We start from the raw sequence: 16,645 nt of genomic DNA, 5'->3' as shown, positions 1-16,645 counted from the left end.
TCTGTCGCATTTTCTGGAATCATTCAAGAACAACTCCGGCGAGACCCGCTGCCCGACGGGTGGGAAGCCCGTTGCGAGCGGCCGTTCGCAGTACTTAGCCTGCGACTGGGTGCACGATGCCGAATCGCGGTGCTGGGACGAGGTTGCTGGGTCGACGCAGCGAATGCGATTCGCTCGATCGGCTGCTTGTTGCCGCGCGCACCGGTCGGAGCCGAGCGCTGGTACTGCGCGGCGAGGCCGGCGTCGGCAAGACCGCCCTGCTGGAGTACCTGTCCGCTCGAGCCCCGGGATTCCGGGTCGTGCGGTCTGCGGGCGTCCAGTCCGAGATGGAGTTCGCGTTCGCCGGACTGCATCAGCTCTGCGCACCCTTCCTCGACCGGCTCGACCGCCTGCCCACGCCCCAGCAGGAGGCGCTCGCGGCGGCCTTCGGCCTGACCGCCGGCAAGCCGCCGGACCGATCCCTCATCGCGCTCGCGGCGCTCGGCCTGCTTGCCGAGGCGAGCGCCCGTCAACCGCTGCTCTGTCTCGTTGATGACGCCCAATGGCTGGACGGCACCACTTCGCAGGCCATCGGCTTCCTCGCGCGCAGACTGGTGGCCGAGCGGATCGCCCTGGTGATCGTCGTCCGCGAGCCGAGCAGCGTTCCCGACCTGGCGGACCTGCCGGAGTTCACGGTGAGCGGCCTCGGCGACGCGGACGCGCGGACGTTGCTGGCGTCAGTGGTCAACGGCCCCCTCGACGACCGCGTGCGCGACCGGATCGTGGCAGAGACCCGCGGCAACCCGCTCGCGCTGGTCGAGCTGCCGCGGGCGTGGACCACCGCGGAGCTCGCCGACGGGTTCGGAGTACACGACAGGACCGCGCTCTCCGGCCGGATCGAGGACGGGTTCTTCCGCCGACTCCAACCCTTGCCGTCCGACACCCGCCGGCTGCTGCTCACGGCAGCGGCCGAACCACTCGGCGACGCCACGCTGCTGTGGCGCGCGGCGGACCGGCTCGGGCTCGGGACCGACGCCGCCGCATCGGCCGTGGCGGAGGCGTCAGGCTTGATCGAGTTCGGCCGCCGTATCCGGTTCCGGCATCCGCTCGTGCGCTCGGCCGTCTACGAGGCCGCGTCACCGGAGGAACGTCAGACCGTCCACCTGGCGCTGGCGGAAGTCACCGATCCGGACACCGATCCCGACCGCCGCGCCTGGCACCTCGCAGCGGCCACCCCGGGTCCGGACGAGAAGGTGGCCGCGGACCTCGAACGCTCGGCGGGTCGGGCGCAGGCGCGCGGCGGGTTCAGTTCCGCGGCCGCATTCCTGCAACGCGCGGTCGCGCTGACCCAAGAGCCCGTACTCCGCGCCGAGCGCGCCCTCGCCGCCGCGCAAGCGAGCCTCCAGGCGGGCGCGTTCCCCGAGGCTCTCCAGCTCCTGGAGGTAGCGGAGTCCGGGGCGCTCGACGAGTTGGAGGGCGCCCGGGTGGACATGCTGCGCGGGGAGATCGCATTCGTCTCCCGCGCCGGAGGCGACGCCACCCCGCTGCTGCTCAAGGCCGCCAAACGGCTGGAACCGCTCGACCTCGACCTGGCGCGGGACGTGTACCTGAACTCGTGGGGTGCCGCCGTGCTCACCGGCTCTGCGAGCCGGCTGCGAGAGGTCTCCGCGGCCGCGCGGGCACTTCCGCCGAGACCCGGGGATCCGCACCCGACCGACCTGCTCCTGGACGGTCTCTCGTGTCTGACCATCGAGGGGCGGGCCGCGGCAGCACCTGTGCTGCTGCAGGCATCGAGGGCCTTCGCCGACGGGGAGGTGTCGCTCGAAGAGGGGCTGCGGTGGGGCTGGCTGGCCGCACCGGCCGGCATGGCCATCTGGGATGTCCGGGCCTGGCAGGCGATCTACGAACGGCAGATCCAGGTCGCCAGAGACACCGGTGCACTCGAACAGTTGCCGATCTACCTCGCCTCGCTGGGCACGGCGGCCGCCTGGAGCGGCGATTTCCGCGCGGCCGAGGACCTGATCGCGGAAGCCGATCAGGTCGCCGCGGCCACCGGCACGCCCGCCGCACCCTTCGCCGCGCTCCTGCTGCTGGCGCTCCGAGGCCGGGAGCCCGACGCCTCCGCCCTGATCCAGGACACCATCGACCAAGCCACGGACGGCGGCCCGGGAGTCGTGCTCACCCGCGCGAACTGGGTCGCCGCCGTCCTCTACAACGGCCTCGGCCGGTACGACGACGCGCTGGCGGCCGCCGAGCGAGCCGCGTCGGACGAGGTCGAGCTGTTCTCCTCGATGTGGGCGCTGCCCGAACTGGTCGAAGCGGCGGTGCACAGCCGCCGGTTCGGGGTCGCCCGGGCCGCGCTCGACAGGCTGGCTTCGACGACACAGCCGGCCGGCACCGACTTCGGCCTCGGGCTGGAGGCGCGGTCGCGGGCCCTGCTCAGCGACGGCGACACCGCCGAAGACCTGTACCTCGAGGCGATCGACAGGCTGAGCCGCACCCACCCCCGCCCGGAGATCGCCCGTGCGCACCTGCTCTACGGGGAGTGGCTCCGCCGTGAGGCCCGGCGCGTCGACGCCCGCGAGCGGCTGCGGATCGCGTACGACCTGCTCACCTCGATCGGCATGGAGGCGTTCGCCGACCGGGCCCGCCGCGAACTGCTGGCCACCGGCGAGACGGCACGCAAACGGACCCGCGCGGCGAAGAACCAACTGACCGCCCAGGAGTCTCAGATCGCCCGGCTGGCCCGCGACGGTTTCTCGAACCCGGAGATCGCGACCCGGCTCTTCATCAGCCCCCGCACCGTCGAGTGGCACCTGCGCAAGGTCTTCACCAAACTCGGCATCCGCTCCCGCCGAGACCTGACCGACGCCACCCTCGACGTAGGACCGGGGTGACCGGCGTTACGGGAGGTGTGGGGTGGCGGACGGGGTGATGGTCGTGCGCAGGCGAACGGCGTCCTGACCTGGCGGGGCGCCGAACAGGCGGCGGTACTCGCGGTTGAACTGCGAAGGGCTGTCGTAGCCGACCAGATGTCCGACGCCCGCGATGTCTCCCGCGCGGGAGACCAGCAGCGACCGGGCCTCCTGGAGCCGGATGCGCTTCTGGAACTGCAGCGGGCTCATGGCGGTGGCGGCGCGAAAGTGACGGTGGAACGCGGAGGTGCTCATCCCGGCCAAGCGGGCGAGGTCCTCCACCCGCATCGGTTCGGCGTAGTTGTCGCGGATCCAGCGGATCGCCCGGCTGAGGTAGGACAGACTGCTGTCCGCCAACCCGATCTGACGGATCATCCCGCCGTGCGGGCCGGTGAGCAGCCGCCACAGGATCTCCTGCTCCACCAGCGGAGCCAGGACCGGCACGTCCGCCGGGTGGTCGAGCAGTCGCACCATGCGGGTCACGGCGTCGAGCAGCTCGAGGTCCACGTCGCCGATCGCCATCGCAGGCAGATCCGCCGTACTGCGGGACCAGGGGCCTGCCGGTGCCTCCAGCAACAACCGGGCGATCACCGCCGGGCGCAGTACCAGGCCGATGCCCAAAGCCGGGACCTGCGGGCTGGCCTCGAGGAAGTGACCGGTGACGGGTAGGTCGGCTGTGACCACGAGGCACTGGCCGGCTCGGTACTCGTACACCTGGTCGCCGAGCAGCAGGCGTTTGCCGCCTTGGGCCATGACGACCAGCAACGGCTCGGTGAGCGAGTAGTCCGGCTCGGCCGTCTCCACCTTGGACAGCAGCAGTCCGTCGATCGACGTCCCCAGATCCGATCGGGCGTGGGTCGCGATGACGCACCTGAGCTCAGCCAGCAGATCGACAGTGGTGTCCACGCCCTCAGCGAAGCACCCGCGACGACCACCTGCAACCCGATCGGCGCAAGGTTGGCAGGATCGTGCAAGAGCTGAAGTGGATCGGTCTACCTCGGACCGGCGGTTCGCGATTCGATGGAAATGACCGACTTCCAGCACTGATCGGAGCCATCTCATGTCACTCGACCACTACGTCACCCTCGGCCGGTCCGGCCTGCGGGTCAGCCCGTTCGCGCTCGGCGCGATGACCTTCGGCGAGGATCCGGGCGCCGCCGGGACCAGCGTCGAGGAGTCGGAGAAGATCCTGGCCACCTACCTGGATCTCGGCGGGAACTTCATCGACACCGCGAACTTCTACACCAACGGGCACTCGGAGAAGATCCTCGGCGACTGGTTCGCCGCCCACCCCGGCCGGCGCGAGCACGTGGTCCTGGCGTCGAAGTTCTTCGGCAATCTCTTCCCCGGCGATCCCAACGGAGGTGGCGCCGGCCGCACCGCGATCATCGCCCAGCTCGACGAGACCCTGCGCCGCCTGCAGACCGACTATCTGGACCTGTATTGGTTGCACAATTGGGACAGGCGTACCCCGATCGAGGAGACTCTGCGTACTCTCGACGATCTGGTCCGGGCAGGCAAGATCCGCTACCTCGGCTTCTCCAACACCCCGGCCTGGTTCACCGCTCAGGCCCAGACCACGGCGCTGTTGAAGAGCTGGACCCCGTTGAGCGCCTTGCAGGTCGAGTACTCGCTGCTCGCCCGCACGGTCGAGGGTGAACTCGCGCCGCTGGCCTTGGACCAAGGCATGGCGCTGGTCCCGTGGAGTCCGCTCAAGAACGGCTTCCTGTCCGGCAAGTACCGGCGGGACACCCAGGTCACCGACTCAGCCCGTACTGCGTTCGTCGGCGGGCCCAGCGACGACGAGTACACCGTCATCGAGGCCGTCGCCGACGTGGCCGAGGAACTCGGGACCACCTCCGCGGCCGTGTCCCTGGCCTGGTTGCGCGCTCGGCGCGGCACCGTCGTACCGATCATCGGCGCGCGACGCCTCGAACACCTGCAGACCAATGTCGCCGCGCTCGAGGTGGAGCTGAGCACTGAACATCTTCAACTGCTGGACGAGGTCTCCGCCCCGACGTTGAACTACCCGGCACCGATGCACGGTGCTCAGAACTCGATGCTGCAGTTCGCGGGTGCCACGGTCGACGGCGAGCCATCGGCCGTGTATCCGCCCTTGCTGCAGAGCGATGTCCGCTACTGAGCCCTCTCCGTGGCGGCCTGCTTCGCGGCGGCTCGGCGGTACTCGTAGACCGGGCGGTAGCGGTCGTAGAGCATCGTCAGGATGCTGAACAGGAAGACGAAGAACAGGGTGTCGACCAGCCGGAGGTCGCCGTCACGCCGAATCAGCAGCAGGTTCGCGACGACGACCAGCCCGACGTTGGTCGCGAAGACGACGCCGAACGACTTCGCGGCCGAATCCCACGAGTAGCCCCGCTTGGCCGACCACAGACCGATCGCCGAGTTGATCACGACGAAGACGGCGATGCCGAGGAACACCTCGAGCTCGCTCGCCTCGACCCCCGGCAGCACCTGCCCGAAGATCACGCTGATCAGGCCGATCAGGAAGGTCTTCTCCAGCGCCGCCGTGTCGAAGACCTTGCGGTGTGCGGCCTGGTGCGCGGCGCGCTCGTGGGCCTCGTCGATCTCGACCGGCAGCGGGTCCGCGCGGAATCGCCAGGACCAGTCAGCCGGCTGCAGCCGGGGACGGACGACGAAGTACAGGATCGCGGCCAGGACGAGCGCTGCGGCGATCAGAAGCGGAAGGAACCAGGAGACATCTCTGATCGTGTCGGTCAGGTCGAGCTGGGCGATGTGGATCCAGTACTCCTGCGGCAGCTTGATGAAGATCCAGATCGCGCCGGCGACCAGCAGCCAGAACTTGAGCCCGAACCTGGCCGGGTTCCAGCGGGCGCGGATCGCCTCGTAGGCGATGAAGAAGTACTCGAAGGTGTTGGGGAAGACCAGCAGCAGCCACCGCAGACCGGTGAGCTCGAACGCCACGACGCCGACCTGCCGAAAGAAGAACAGGAAACGGCTGATGCTGACCGCTCCCTGGTTGGTCCAGTTGCGCAGGCTGGCCAGGTACGCCACGGACAGGTAGAAGACGTCCATCGCCTTGTCGTAGCTCTGGTAGAACGGCGGGTCGTAGCCGAACGTCTGGAAGATCGTCTGGTCCACACCGTCGAGCAACAGGCAGCCGACCACCGCGGGCAGTGGGTAGCGCGGGATCAGCAACGGCAGCGCGAACCTCGCCAGCACCACAGCCCAGAACACGACCTCGACGCTCATCCGACCTCCCCGTCGCCACCTCCCGGTTACCTGAGGGTAGAACCAACCTGACCGCTACTGCTGGAGCACGTTCGGGCGAGTCAGCGCCCAGATGATCCACACGTCGAGCGCGATCACCAGCAACGACCAGAACGGCGCGTACGGGATGAAGAAGAAGTTGTCGATCGCGCTCAGCGCGGTGACGATCAGAGCGACCACGCGGGCCCAGCTCGCCCTGACGAGCAGGCCGATGCCGGCCCCGACGACGAGGAGGCCCAGGATCAGGTGGATCCAGCCCCAGGCGGTGATGTCGAGGTCGAACGCATAGCCTCGGACGACAACGAAGTACTCGTCGTTGATCAGCGCTGCGAGTCCGGCGATGACCTGGAACAGGCCGTTCATCAGCATCATGGCGGCTGCGAACACGACGCCGCCCACCGCCCAGTCCGAGACGGGCTGCCGCCCGGTGGTTTGGTTCTGAGTCATTGTCCGGCCTCCCCGGTCCAGCGCCTCGACTCGATGTCGAGCGCGCACCCGAACCTAGGACCCGCTCAGCGGACACACATCACCCTATTCGGACGACCCCTCAGCGGGAGCGGCGAGGTTTGCCCCGTTTGGCGGACTTGGGGGCGCCGGACACTCTGCGCTGGCCGGGAGCTGGCTTTCGCCCCTCCGACTCAGGGCGCTTGCGCTTGGGCTGGGGTGGAGTCGGCTGGTCGCGCGAACTGTTGACGGTGCGGCCGCGGACGATCCCGATGAGCTGCTCCACCAGGTCAGTGGTCTGTTCCTCCAGCCAGGTCAGCGCGACGCGCGACTGTGGCGCGTCCGTGATCGGCCGGTAGGTGAGGTCCTTGCGGTGATGCAGCCGGGCGAGCGACTGCGGGACGATGAGGACCCCTGCTCCCGCCGCCACCAGCTCGATGGCGGCCGCGGTCGTCGCGGGACGCTCGAACGCCGGTTGCCCGGGCAACCGGTCCCACTCGAGGGCGTCGTCGAGCGGATGCAGCACGAACTCGTCTGCGAGGTCGTCCGCGGTGATCTCCTCGGCCGCGGTCACGAGGTGGTCCTTCGGCACCACGACCACCGTCGTCTCGGTGTAGAGCGGGATCGCGCTCAGCCCCGTCCGATCGATCGGCAATCGCACGAGCCCGGCGTCGGCGCCACCCGCCCGTACGACGTCGGCCGCCTCGGGCGCGGTCACCCCGATCAGGGTCAGCGGCACCTTGGGCAGCCGCTCGTTCCAGGTCCGCACCCACTTGGCCGGCGTGACACCGGGGACGTACGCGAGCCGGAAGGAGGGCCGTTCGTCCGGGGCTGTCACCGGCCCAGGCTATCCGGCGTGGTCGGGAGCCCGGCCCGCAGTCGATACCCTGGGCGGTATGACGTCGCACAAGACCACCCAGACGATGAAGCCCGCGACCGCGGCGAAGAAGCTGGGTGTGTACCTCGAGGCCACCCCCGCGGAGTTCCAGGAGGGTGTCGTCTCGCGCGACGAGCTGAACGCCCTGCAGGCCGACCCGCCCGAGTGGCTGCGGGAGCTCCGCCGTACCGGCCCGCACCCGCGCCCGGTCGTCGCCGCCCGGCTGGGAATCTCCATCTCCGGCCTCGCCCGTGGCGGGATCACCGAACCCCTCACCACCGACCAGATCCAGGCCCTGCGGGCGGAGGACCCCGAGTGGCTCCAGCGCGAGCGCGCCACCCAGGCCGAGGTCCAGAAGGAAGCCGAGCGGCTGAAGTCCACCGGCAGCTGACGCAACTTTCGACACCCCGCCGGCCGATCCCGGCCGCCGTTCCGGCCGGCTGACGATTACCGTCGGAGGATGAGCCGCGACAAGGAGAAGAGCCCGCAGAAGGTCAAGCGGGTACCGAAGAAGCTGTACGAGCGGGAGCTGATCCGCCTGCAGGCAGAGCTGGTCAAGCTGCAGGAGTGGGTCCGGGTCGAAGGCGCGCGGGTCGTGGTGGTCTTCGAAGGTCGCGACGCGGCCGGCAAGGGCAGCACGATCAAGCGGGTCACGGAGTTCCTCAACCCCCGGGTCGCCCGGATCGTGGCCCTGCCGGCGCCCACCGAGCGGCAGCGCACCCAGTGGTACTTCCAGCGCTACATCGAGCATCTTCCGGCGGCCGGCGAGATCGTCCTGTTCGACCGCAGCTGGTACAACCGCGCCGGGGTCGAGCGGGTGATGAACTTCTGCACGAACCAGGAGTACAGCCGGTTCCTGCACCAGTCCCCGATCTTCGAGCGGCTGCTGGTCGAGGACGGCGTGCTGCTGCGCAAGTACTGGTTCTCCGTCAGCGACAACGAGCAGGAGAACCGCTTCCGCAAACGCCTCGAGGACCCGATGCGCCGCTGGAAACTGTCGCCGATGGACCTGGAGTCGATCGCCCGCTGGGAGGACTACTCCCGCGCCAAGGACGAGATGTTCGTGCACACCGACATCCCCGAGGCCCCGTGGTACGTCGTCGAGAGCGAGGACAAACGCGCCGCGCGGATCAACATGATCGCCCACCTGCTCGCCACCGTCCCGTACTACGAGGTCCAGCGCCCGCCGCTCGCGCTCCCGCCCCGGCCCCCGTCGAAGGGCTACGAACGCACCCCGCGCGAGATGCAGACCCAGGTCCCCGACCACGCCGCCCGGCTGTCCGGCTGACCCTTCACAACTGGGCGGTAAGCGCGCAGTCTGAGTAGGGGCAAGGATCCTGGGCAGCCGCGGTCCTCCCCGGCCGGACCGTTGCCCGGTCACCGATCTGACGGGAGGGTTTCAGTGACCAGCCTCGACGAACGTCGTTCGACGACGATCGGTCCGTCCCTGACGGTCCCCCGGCGGCGCCTCGGCGTGGTGGCCGTACGGCTGCTCACCACCACCGATCACAAGGTGATCGGTCATCTCTACCTGATCACCTCGTTCGCGTTCTTCCTGGCCGCCGGCCTGATGGCGCTGGTGATGCGCGCCGAGCTCGCCAATCCGGGCCTGCAGATCGTGAACGAAGAGGTCTACAACCAGCTGTTCACGATGCACGGCACGATCATGCTGCTGCTGTTCGCGACGCCGCTGTTCGTCGGCTTCGCGAACGTGATCATGCCGGTCCAGATCGGCGCCCCGGATGTCGCCTTCCCGCGGCTCAACATGTTCAGCTACTGGCTGTTCCTGTTCGGCGGGCTCATCGTGCTGGCCGGGTTCCTGACGCCGGGTGGCGCGGCCGACTTCGGCTGGACGGCGTACTCACCCTTGTCCAACGGGGTCCGCTCGCCGGGCGTCGGCGGTGACCTGTGGATCATGGGCCTGTGGATGGCGGGTCTGGGCACGATCCTGGGTGCGGTCAACTTCGTCACGACCATCATCACGATGCGCGCGCCGGGGATGACGATGTTCCGGCTGCCGATCTTCGTGTGGAACATCCTGGTCACGTCGATCCTGGTGCTGATCGCCTTCCCGATCCTGGCCGGCGCGCTGCTGATGCTGGAGGCGGATCGAGCCCTCGGGGCGCACGTCTACGACGCCGCCAACGGCGGCGCACTCCTCTGGCAGCACCTGTTCTGGTTCTTCGGGCACCCCGAGGTCTACATCATCGCGCTGCCGTTCTTCGGCATCATCACCGAGATCCTGCCGGTCTTCAGCCGCAAACCGATCTTCGGCTACATCGGCCTGGTCGCCGCGACGCTCGCGATCGGCGCGCTGTCCGCCGCCGTGTGGGCGCACCACATGTTCGCGACCGGCGGAGTGAACCTGCCGTTCTTCTCGTTCATGTCATTCTTGATCGCGGTGCCGACGGGGGTGAAGTTCTTCAACTGGATCGGCACGATGTGGGGCGGTTCCCTGTCCTTCGAGACGCCCATGTTGTGGGCCGTGGGGTTCCTCACGACGTTCCTGTTCGGCGGACTCACCGGCGTGATCCTCGCGTCACCCCCGCTGGACTACCAGGTCACCGACTCGTACTTCGTGGTCGCGCACTTCCACTACGTCGTCTTCGGCACCGTGGTGTTCGCGATGTTCGCCGGGTTCTACTTCTGGTGGCCGAAGATGACCGGCCGGATGCTCGACGAGCGACTCGGCAAGCTGCACTTCTGGTTGCTGTTCATCGGCTTCCACACCACCTTCCTCGTCCAGCACTGGCTCGGCGCGGAAGGCATGCCACGCCGCTACGCGACGTACGGGGCGAACGAGGGCTTCACCACGCTGAACGAGGTCTCTAGCATCGGGGCGTTCATCCTCGGGCTGTCGATGTTGCCGTTCTTCTACAACGTCTACAAGTCCCGTAGATCGCCGCTGGTCGGTGTGGATGACCCGTGGGGCTGGGGCCGGTCGCTGGAGTGGGCCACCTCGTCACCGCCGCCACGGCACAACTTCGTCACCCTCCCACGCATCCGGTCCGAGAGCCCCGCGTTCGACCTGCACCACCCGGACGTCGCGTTGTCGGAGTACCCCGACAGCGGTGCGTCGAAGGACAACCTGCTCGACGCCGGCGAGGACGAGGGCCGGGTCGAGAACCTGCGCGAGAACCAGGGCCCGGACAACACCTGACGGCTTCACACCCTGACCGGGCCGGCGCTTTCGGCGCCAGAGAGGTACTGCACGGTCACGCGCCGTAGAAAAGTTACGCAATTCCGGTGACTATGGGAACGAACTACCACCGCCCTGGAGGTTCCCGGATGTTTCCGCCCGTTTCATCTGTCCGAGGGGCCTGCCGCCATGCGCATTTCTGAAGGTGAGGCCCATGAGACCGATCAGTCGTCGAACCCTTGTCCTCGGTGGACTAGCGGCGGCCGGTGCCACCGCACTGCCCGCCCACTCGAGCATCATCACCGCCACTGCAGCAGTTCCGTACCCGTTCCAGCTCGGCGTCGCCTCGGGTGAACCCGACGCGAGCAGTGTCGTGCTGTGGACCCGGCTGGCCCCGTCACCACTCAACGCCGACGGCCAAGGTGGCATGGCCAACACCAACGTCACTGTCGACTGGCAGGTGTCGACCAACGACCGCTTCACCACGCTCGTCGCGCAGGGATCCGTGACGGCGACCTACGGGGCCGCCCACTCCGTGCACGTGGTCGCGAACGGCCTCAACCCCGACTCGGACTACTACTACCGCTTCCGCGCCCAGGGCCACCTCTCCCCCGTCGGCCGGACCCGTACCGCTCCGGCCAGCGGCACCAACGGCCGCGATCTCGTGATGGCCTTCACCTCGTGCGCGCACTACGAGGAGGGCTACTACACCGCGTACCGCCGGATGGCAGAGGACAACCCTGGCCTGATCCTGTTCCTGGGCGACTACATCTACGAGTACCCGGCCACGGCGGGCCGCACGCGCCTCCACCTTGGCGCCACGGAGATCGTGTCGCTCGCGGACTACCGGCGCCGCTACGCGCAGTACAAGTCGGACCCGGATCTGCAGGCCGCGCACGCGGTCGCGCCGTGGATCGTCGTACCGGACGACCACGAGGTGGAGAACAACTACGCCAACATGGTGCGGGCGGACAGCACCCCGTCGCTGACCACGGCCCAGTGGACCGCCCGGCGGACCGCCGCCTATCAGGCGTACTACGAGAACATGCCGCTGCGCCCGGCGCAGGCCAACAGCGGCAACAGCATCCCGCTCTACCGCACGCTCCGGTGGGGCAACCTCGCCACCTTCCACATGCTCGACACCCGGCAGTACCGCAACGACCAGGCGTGTGGCGACGGCTGGAAGATCTGCTCGGACGCGGATCTGGCGTCCCGCAGCCTGCCCGGCAACGCTCAGGAGACCTGGCTGCTCGACGGACTCGCCCAGCACTCCGGCACGTGGGACATCATCGGCCAGCAGGTGTTCTTCGCGCGGCGGTTCAACTCGACCGGCGCGAGCATGGACTCGTGGGACGGCTACCGCGCCTCCCGGGCCCGGATCCAGCAGGGCTGGGTCGACCGCGCCACCCGGAACCCGGTGGTCCTCACCGGTGACGTCCACCGCGCTTGGGCGAGCAACCTCGTTGCCGACTACAACAATCCCGCCTCGGCCGTGATCGGCAGCGAACTGGTGACCACCTCGGTCACCTCCAGTGGCGACGGCGATGGCGCCACCGCGATCCCCGACGTCGGCACCAACCCGTGGCTGAAGTTCTACAACAACCGGCGCGGCTACGTCCGGACGACGATCAGCCCGACCCAGCTGCGGGCCGACTTCCGGGCCGTGGCGAAGGTGTCGGAGCACGACGCCGCGGCGTCCACGGTGAAGTCGTTCGTGATCGAAGAGGGCCGGCCCGGCCTTCAGGCCGTCTGAGGGGACCGGACATGAAGAAGCTCTTCGCCATCGGCGCCGCCGCGTCGTCCTTGTTGTTCAGCGCAACCATCGCCACCCCGGCCCAGGCCGCCGTGGCGACACCGACCTGGCTGACCGCGAACAGCGTGGCCACCGGGGACCAGGACGTTCCCTCGATCGCGACCAACCGCAACGGCTACGTCGCCGTGGTGTGGGAGGACGACCGGGACACCACCGCCGCGACGGACAACGTCCACAGCGACATCTTCCTGCGGTTGTTCCGCAACGGCACGGCGGTCTACGAGAAGAAGCTGTCCGCGGGCGGCAGCAGCGGCGTCACCAATTGGCGCCACCTCCACCCGGACGTCGGTCTCGACGACAAGGGCAACGCCGTCGTGGTCTGGGCCGACGACCCGGACGGCAACGGTTTCTACAACGTCCCGTACCGGGTGGTGAACACCGCGGGCACCGTCACCGCCTCGGGCAACGCGAACAACAGCTCGACCGGTCAGCAGATCAATCCGCGGGTGGCCGTCGACCCGGACGGCGCGCCGGCTGGTGGGGCGGTCGCGTTCTCCGTGGTGTGGGAAGACATCCAGACCGGGGCCCAGCCGCTCATCAAGGCGGCCGGGTTCACCGGCCCGACAACCCGGGCGTGGCAAGTGACTGCTTCGCAGACCACCGGTCAGCACCACAACCCGGATGTGGCGGTATCGGCCTCCGGCGACGCGATCGTCGTCTGGGACGAAGACGGCGACGCGAACGCGTCGTACAACATCGGCCTGGTCGGGTTCGCCCGGACCAACGGCGCGGTCACCCTGTCCCGCCGTACGGCGAACGCCAACGGCGGCGGCCAGCAGACGCACGCCTCGGTGGCGGCGAACTTCAACGGCGACTTCGCCGTCGCCTGGGAGTCCGACCACACCGGTACCGCGGGGGCGTGGACCCGCACCTTCGACGGGGCGGGCACTCCGCGCTTCGCGGACGTGCAGGTCGCTGCCGGGGGCAAGGACCCGGATGTCGGCATCGATGACCAGAGCAACAGCGTCGTCGGGTGGACGGTCCAAGCCACCGACCTCGACGTCTGGGTCCGCGGGTTCGGCACCGACGGGACGGACACCGGCCGGTTGTCGGCGCAGCAACTCAGCCAGGTCACGGTCGGCCGGCAGGAGCAGCTGGCGGTCGCCGTGTCACCGTGGTCCGAAGTGGCCGTCGCCTACACCGACGACAACGACGGCAACACGTTCGACCAGGTGATCCTCGGCCTGGACATCTCCAACAACAGCTGGTGAAGCATGGGGCCCGGGGTCGATCCCCGGGCCCCATCAGCGCGTGACGCCGGTGAGGCGCTCGGCGATCCGCAGGGAGCCGGCCAGGATGGTCAGCACCGGGTTCACTCCCCCGTTCGTCACGTGCACCGAGCCGTCGACGATCCGGACGTTGTCGTGCCCCCAGACCCGGCCGTACGGATCGGTGACCGAGCGCGCCGGATCGTCGCCCATCCGGCACGTTCCGGCTTGATGCTGACCGACACTGGCTTGCCGCGCAGTACTGGCGCCGCCGATCGCAGTACGGGCTGCGCCGGCTTCGAGCAGCCACTGCCTTGCCTTCTCGCTCATGTACGCCTGCGTGCGGACGTCCTCGGGGTGGATCGACCCGCTGATCCGCACCACCGGGTTGCCGAACCGGTCGGTGACGTCCGGATCGACCCGCACCCTGGACTCCGCCGATGTGACCTCCTGAATCGGCCCGACCACCCGCAACGTCCGGAGCGCCTCACGGCGCATTGCCTGCTTCCCGGCCGCTCCGGCAGGCGGGATCAGACCCGCCCCGGTCAGATAACCGTACGTCGCTGCCGGAGTGGCGACGAATTCGTTGGCCAGCATCCCGCCACCCACGATCCCGTCGTTGCCATGCCGGAAGTCGCAGGTCGCGATCGAAGCCCCCGGGCCGAGCAGGTCGACCACCTCGTCGTCGAACACCCCGGTCGCACCGGCGTACACGTGCGCCTGGAGATACCTGCCGACCTGGTCGCGATTGTTGCCGAGTCCCTGTGGTTCCTGGTCATGCGCGCTGTTGAGCAACAGCCGCGGGGTTTCGGTAGCGCCGGCTGCGACCACGACCTCAGCGCAGTCGACCGTACGACGCCAGATCCGCCCGGCCTCGTCAGCGGCGACCAACGCGACGCCGGTGACTCGGCCTCGGGCATCGGTGACCAGTCGCTCGGCCGTTGTCTCGGTGACCAGCGTGCAGCGACCGGTCGCCAGTGCGGCCGGCAGCGCGGTGTTGTGGGTTCCTGCCTTGGCGTCGACCGGACACGCGAAACCGACGCACTGTCCGCAACGCACGCAACCAGCCCGCCCTTGGTAGTCGACCGAGTTGATGAGCAGCGGTACGTCGAGGGTGCCCCAGCCCAGTCGGTCGGCCGCATCTGCCAACCGCTGCGCCGAGCCGGCTCGCGGCAGTGGCGGCATCGGCAGCGGGATCGAGCGCGCCCCGTGCCACGGGTCCACCCCACCACCGCTCACCCCGAACCGCTGCTCGGCCAGGCTGTAGTACGGCTCCAGGTCGGCGTACGAGATCGGCCAGTCCGCGAGCGCGCTGCCCTCGGGGACGCCGTAGGTGCTGGCCATGGCGAAGTCCCGTGGCGCGAACCGCCAGGCCTGCGCGCCGTACACCCGGGTGCCACCGCCGACGGTGAACGCATTGTTGCCCCAGCCGCCGTCGGGTGGCAGGACAACCTGCGCCTCGCCGTCGACGACAGAGACCCTCGGGCGTCCCTGCGGATCCGGGTCGGTGAGGGCCGGCAGCCCGACCGAGGACCGGGGGTTGCGCAGGTGATCACGGGTCAGCGATTCCGTGGACGGGTAGCGGCCTGTCTCGACCACCAGCACCGATCGGCCTGATTCGGCGATCACCTGGGCTGCCGCTCCCCCGCCGGCGCCCGACCCGATGATCACGCAGTCGTAGCGGCCGGCCAGCGCTGACCGTGGCGTGACGGTCAGTTGGGTCTGGGTCGTCTGCCAGGTCCCGGCCGCGTCGGGCCGCCAGCCCACCATCCCCCACGCCGGCGGCCGCTCGCCGTACGAACTGTGGCCGTCGCCGGCGTAGAAGCCTTGTGCCACCAGGCGAACGAGCCAGGCTCCATCGAGGTCGGCGAGCACGGCGTCGAGGTCGGGTTCGGCACCGGCCACCTCCAACGCACGAAGGACCCGGGGCCTCCAGTCCGGCCGGTCCTCGGTGAGAACCCGCTCGACGAACGCCACCGCTCCGACGTCGACCGCGGACGGGAACTCATCACGTGGCACCGCCAACTCCGCCAGCCGCGTGAGGATCAGCCGTTCCTGCGCACTGAGCGAGTAGCTGCCCTGCTCTTCCATGCTTCCGTCCCTTCGCCGGGCCTCTCGGCCCGCTGCTGACAACCGCGGGCTAGCCTGCCACTACCCCCCAGTTGAGTCCTCAACTAGTGTTGAAACCGAAACGACAAGGGAAGGTGGGTCATGGCGATCTTCCGGTTGAACCATGCGGTGCTGTACGTGCGCGACCTGGCCGAGAGTGTCGCCTTCTACCGCGACGTGCTCGGATTCGGGTACACCGACGGCGGGGACTCCTTCCAGGGAGCCGCGTTCCTGCGCGCGCCGGGATCGACCAACGACCACGACCTCGGGCTGTTCGAGCTCGGCGCCCAGGCCGGGCCGTCCGGCGCCGGCCGGACCACCGTCGGGCTCTACCACCTGGCCTGGGAGGTGGACACCCTCGGCGACCTCGAGGACCTGGCGAAGACGCTGAGCGACGCGGGCGCCCTGGTCGGGGCGTCGGACCACGGCACCACCAAGTCCCTGTACGGCAAGGATCCGAGCGGGCTGGAGTTCGAGATCGTCTGGATCATCCCGGCGGACCTGCTCACCGACGAGGACCGCCAGAAGGCAGGCGTCGCGCCGCTGGACCTCGCCGCCGAGCTCGCGAAGTACGGCCGCGACGCCCGCAGCGGCGTCGGCATCTCCCGCATCCTCAACTGACCAACCGACGCCGCCCGATCCCCCACCCCATCTCACCTCGCCTGGCCTGCCTCGTCTGGCCCGCCTCGCGTGACCTGACTCGGGCCACGTTTTCGGGCCTGGCGGGGGCGCGGAGCTGTGACCTGCGGGTTTGCGGATCAGGACGTCGAGATTTGCGCACTAATCGGGTTCGTGGTCTTTGGTCGTGTCGTACGTGGACACGGTGAAGACGGCGTCGGGAGCGACGGCGGTCCAGATCGTGTACTCCTCCCGGCAAGGTTCCCGCGATATCGAGCACCTGTCGGCGTCGAC

At 69.0% G+C, this 16,645-nt stretch carries 13 protein-coding genes; 8 read left to right on the top strand and 5 right to left on the bottom strand.

Annotated elements, in window-relative coordinates:
* Positions 1-116: 116 nt before the first annotated feature.
* Positions 117-2,876, top strand: coding sequence for an ATP-binding protein (locus ACFPJ1_RS41980; RefSeq protein WP_380112007.1), 2,760 nt, complete (start codon positions 117-119; stop codon positions 2,874-2,876).
* Between the two features lie 6 nt (positions 2,877-2,882).
* Here the strand turns inward: ACFPJ1_RS41980 and ACFPJ1_RS41975 are convergent, their stop codons facing one another.
* Positions 2,883-3,800, bottom strand: coding sequence for an AraC family transcriptional regulator (locus ACFPJ1_RS41975; RefSeq protein WP_380112006.1), 918 nt, complete (start codon positions 3,798-3,800; stop codon positions 2,883-2,885).
* Positions 3,801-3,954: 154 nt separating this feature from the next.
* Here ACFPJ1_RS41975 and ACFPJ1_RS41970 point away from each other — a divergent pair, with 154 nt between their 5' ends.
* Complete coding sequence (locus ACFPJ1_RS41970; protein ID WP_380112005.1) at positions 3,955-5,037, top strand: aldo/keto reductase; 1,083 nt, start codon at positions 3,955-3,957, stop codon at positions 5,035-5,037.
* Here the strand turns inward: ACFPJ1_RS41970 and ACFPJ1_RS41965 are convergent.
* From ACFPJ1_RS41965 to ACFPJ1_RS41955, 3 genes are all read right to left on the bottom strand, one after another.
* On the bottom strand, positions 5,031-6,125 hold the full coding sequence (locus tag ACFPJ1_RS41965; RefSeq protein ID WP_380112004.1) for a hypothetical protein: 1,095 nt from the start codon (positions 6,123-6,125) through the stop codon (positions 5,031-5,033). The genes ACFPJ1_RS41970 and ACFPJ1_RS41965 overlap by 7 nt on opposite strands.
* 54 nt (positions 6,126-6,179) lie before the next feature.
* Positions 6,180-6,590: a DUF7144 family membrane protein gene (locus ACFPJ1_RS41960; protein ID WP_380112003.1), complete on the bottom strand. Its 411-nt coding sequence runs from the start codon at positions 6,588-6,590 to the stop codon at positions 6,180-6,182.
* A 100-nt stretch (positions 6,591-6,690) separates the two neighbouring features.
* The gene (locus ACFPJ1_RS41955) at positions 6,691-7,425 is read right to left on the bottom strand and encodes a LysR family transcriptional regulator substrate-binding protein (protein WP_380112002.1); all 735 of its coding nucleotides are present in this window, start codon (positions 7,423-7,425) and stop codon (positions 6,691-6,693) included.
* Between the two features lie 58 nt (positions 7,426-7,483).
* On the opposite strand from ACFPJ1_RS41955, the gene ACFPJ1_RS41950 reads away from it, so the two are divergent.
* From ACFPJ1_RS41950 to ACFPJ1_RS41930, 5 genes are all read left to right on the top strand, one after another.
* Complete coding sequence (locus ACFPJ1_RS41950) at positions 7,484-7,855, top strand: DUF5997 family protein (RefSeq protein WP_380112001.1); 372 nt, start codon at positions 7,484-7,486, stop codon at positions 7,853-7,855.
* A 69-nt stretch (positions 7,856-7,924) separates the two neighbouring features.
* A complete protein-coding gene (ppk2, locus tag ACFPJ1_RS41945) occupies positions 7,925-8,752 on the top strand; it encodes a polyphosphate kinase 2 (RefSeq protein ID WP_380112000.1) in 828 nt (275 codons plus the stop codon).
* 147 nt (positions 8,753-8,899) lie between these two features.
* Complete coding sequence (gene ctaD, locus ACFPJ1_RS41940; RefSeq protein WP_380112231.1) at positions 8,900-10,624, top strand: aa3-type cytochrome oxidase subunit I; 1,725 nt, start codon at positions 8,900-8,902, stop codon at positions 10,622-10,624.
* A 193-nt stretch (positions 10,625-10,817) separates the two neighbouring features.
* A complete protein-coding gene (locus ACFPJ1_RS41935; protein ID WP_380111999.1) occupies positions 10,818-12,356 on the top strand; it encodes an alkaline phosphatase D family protein in 1,539 nt (512 codons plus the stop codon).
* A gap of 11 nt (positions 12,357-12,367) precedes the next feature.
* Positions 12,368-13,627, top strand: a complete 1,260-nt coding sequence (locus ACFPJ1_RS41930; RefSeq protein ID WP_380111997.1) for a hypothetical protein — start codon at positions 12,368-12,370, stop codon at positions 13,625-13,627.
* Between the two features lie 33 nt (positions 13,628-13,660).
* On the opposite strand, the gene ACFPJ1_RS41925 is transcribed toward ACFPJ1_RS41930, so the two are convergent.
* Positions 13,661-15,715 carry a GMC oxidoreductase gene (locus ACFPJ1_RS41925; RefSeq protein WP_380111996.1) on the bottom strand — a complete coding sequence of 685 codons (2,055 nt, stop codon included), beginning with the start codon at positions 15,713-15,715 and terminating at the stop codon, positions 13,661-13,663.
* Between the two features lie 120 nt (positions 15,716-15,835).
* On the opposite strand from ACFPJ1_RS41925, the gene ACFPJ1_RS41920 reads away from it, so the two are divergent.
* Positions 15,836-16,354 carry a VOC family protein gene (locus tag ACFPJ1_RS41920; RefSeq protein ID WP_380111995.1) on the top strand — a complete coding sequence of 173 codons (519 nt, stop codon included), beginning with the start codon at positions 15,836-15,838 and terminating at the stop codon, positions 16,352-16,354.
* Positions 16,355-16,645: the final 291 nt, after the last annotated feature.

It is taken from the genome of Kribbella qitaiheensis (assembly GCF_042657745.1).
In the GTDB taxonomy this organism is placed as follows: domain Bacteria; phylum Actinomycetota; class Actinomycetes; order Propionibacteriales; family Kribbellaceae; genus Kribbella; species Kribbella qitaiheensis.
The sequence above is the reverse complement of the archived record's forward strand: the minus strand, read 5'-3'. Positions and strand labels throughout refer to the sequence as shown.